Below are 2,106 nucleotides of genomic sequence, written 5' to 3'. Positions count from 1 at the left end.
CGTGCGGCAGCACGCGGTGAATGGGTGAAGGCACCTTGGATCGGCGGGGAGTTAGCCGCGCAAGTCAGCTCGTCGTGGGCGGGGGGGGCCCCCGCCCCCGGGGGGGCGGCCCCCCGCCGGGGGGGGCGCCGGGGGGGGGCGCCCCCCCGGGGCCCCCCCCCCGCGCGCCCCCCCCGGGGGCGCCCCCGGGGGGGCGGGCCCGCCCCCCGCGCCCACGACCGGGGCGGCGGTCCCGGCGCGTGCCGGGCGCGCCCGGATGCGGGACACAGGACGATCGGGGCCGGGCGGCGGGCCGGGAGGCAGGCGCGTGACATGGAGCGGGGGACGCCGCAGCGAACCGGGCCACAGCGTGGTGCAGGTCGCCGCGGCCGGCAGGCTCGTACGGAATCAGCTCGTACGGAAGAGGAGCAGCACAACGTGAGTGCCGTGTCCGCGGCGGCCGTGCCCGCCCGTGCCGCAGCCGAGTCGGGCCAGGGCGCCCGCAGCACGGCCGCCGTGCGCGAACCGGCGCCGCTCGCGGCCCGGGCGCGGCTGCTGCCCGCGCTCGCCGCGGTGTACCGGGCGCAGCTCTCGCGGGCCAGGGTGGCGCGCATCCCGCTGCTGTTCGTGGCCACCTTCCAGTCCATCGGCATCATGATCTTGATGCGCGGCGTGGTGGACGGCGGCAGCGAGGCGCGGGCCGTGGTCTCCGGGGCCAGCGTGCTGGTCGTCGCGTTCGTCGCGCTCAACCTGCTCGCCCAGTACTTCGGGCAACTGCGGGCCAGCGGCGGGCTCGACCACTACGCGACGCTGCCGGTGCCCCCGGCCGCCGTGGTGCTCGGCGCCGCCGGCGCGTACGCCTCCTTCACTGTGCCCGGCACCATCGTCACGGCCGTCGCCGGCAGCGTGCTGTTCGGGCTGCCGATGGTGCACCTGTGGGTGCTGGTCGCGGTCATCCCGCTCTCCGGGGCCGCGCTCGCCGGACTCGGCGCGGCGCTCGGGCTGCTGGCCCCGCGGCCCGAACTCGCCACCCTCTGCGGCCAACTCGGCATGTCGGCGGCGCTGCTGCTCGGCGTGTTGCCCCCCGAGCGGATGCCCGCCCCGGTGGCGTACGCGCGCGACCTGCTGCCCTCCACCTACGGCGTGGAGGCGCTGGCCCGCGCCTTCGACGACCACCCCGACTGGCTGGCCGTCCTGGTCAACCTCGGGGTCTGCGCGGCGGTGGGCGTGGTCTCGCTGGCCGCCGCGACCTGGGCGTACCGCAGGGCGGCGGTGCAGTGACGCGGCCCGGCGAGCCGCCTGCCGCTTCAGCCACCTCTCCCACCTGGCACGATGACGGAGTGACCGCACCGTTGACACCCTCTGACCAGCCCCCGCCCACCACCGGCCAGCAGCCGTACCCCGGCCATCCGGGCGGTGCGCACGCCGCGCAGGACGCCGGGCGGGCCGGTACGGGACCCGGCAAGTACGCGGAGTTCCGGGACGCGGCGATCATCACCGCGGCGCTCACGGCCGTCGGCGCGGTCCTCGCCGTGCTGTGGGCCTGGCTGGCGCCGCGGGTGCAGATGGTCCTGATCGGCAACTCCGTCTACCCCAAGAACTCCGAGAGCGAAGAGGTGATCGGCGGGGACGGCACCTTCCTGCTGATCGCGCTCGGCGTGGGCCTGGTGTCCACCGCCGTCGTGTTCTGCTTCCGGCGCTCGGGCGGGGTGCCGCTGGTGGTGGCGCTGACCGTCGGCGGGCTGCTCGGCTCGTGGGTCGGCTGGCGGTTCGGGATCGTCCTCGGGCCCGAGACGGACCTCGCGGTCAGCGCGCGCGAGGCCGGCGAGCGGGTGCCGTTCGACGGCCCGCTGGAGCTCAAGGCCAAGGGCGTGCTGCTGGCCTGGCCGGTCGCGGCGATGGTGATGCAGCTCATCCTCACCGGCCTGTTCGGGCCGCGTGACCCGGAGCCCGAGCACGCCGCGTACGCACCGGCGCCGGCCCCCGCGCCGGCCGAGGGCGCGCCCGCGGCGCCGACGGGCGAAGGCCAGCCCCGGCCGGGGGGGGCCCGGCCCGCCCCCCCCCCGGGCCCCGCCGCCCCCGCCCCCCCCCCCGGCCCCGCCCCCCCCGCCGGGGCGGCCCCCCCGC

2 protein-coding genes are annotated in these 2,106 nt (G+C 78.4%); both read left to right on the top strand.

Annotation, left to right across the window (positions count from 1 at the left end; genetic code table 11):
• The first annotated feature begins 312 nt into the window (after positions 1-312).
• Positions 313-1,260 (top strand): ABC transporter permease, encoded by a 948-nt coding sequence (locus tag AAHZ94_RS33120; protein ID WP_502964857.1) that lies wholly within the window; start codon positions 313-315, stop codon positions 1,258-1,260.
• 59 nt (positions 1,261-1,319) lie between these two features.
• Positions 1,320-2,106, top strand: a 787-nt coding sequence (locus AAHZ94_RS33115; RefSeq protein ID WP_349997404.1) for a hypothetical protein, incomplete at its 3' end; no start/stop codon positions are given.

The organism is Streptomyces sp. HSW2009, assembly GCF_040240285.1.
In the GTDB taxonomy this organism is placed as follows: domain Bacteria; phylum Actinomycetota; class Actinomycetes; order Streptomycetales; family Streptomycetaceae; genus Streptomyces.
This window is presented reverse-complemented; position numbering and strand designations above follow the sequence as displayed.

What these genes read in the sequence shown, in the direction of transcription:
- AAHZ94_RS33120 (WP_502964857.1), top strand. Translation starts at nt 313, where the DNA reads ATGGAGCGGGGGACGCCGCAGCGAACCGGGCCACAGCGTGGTGCAGGT.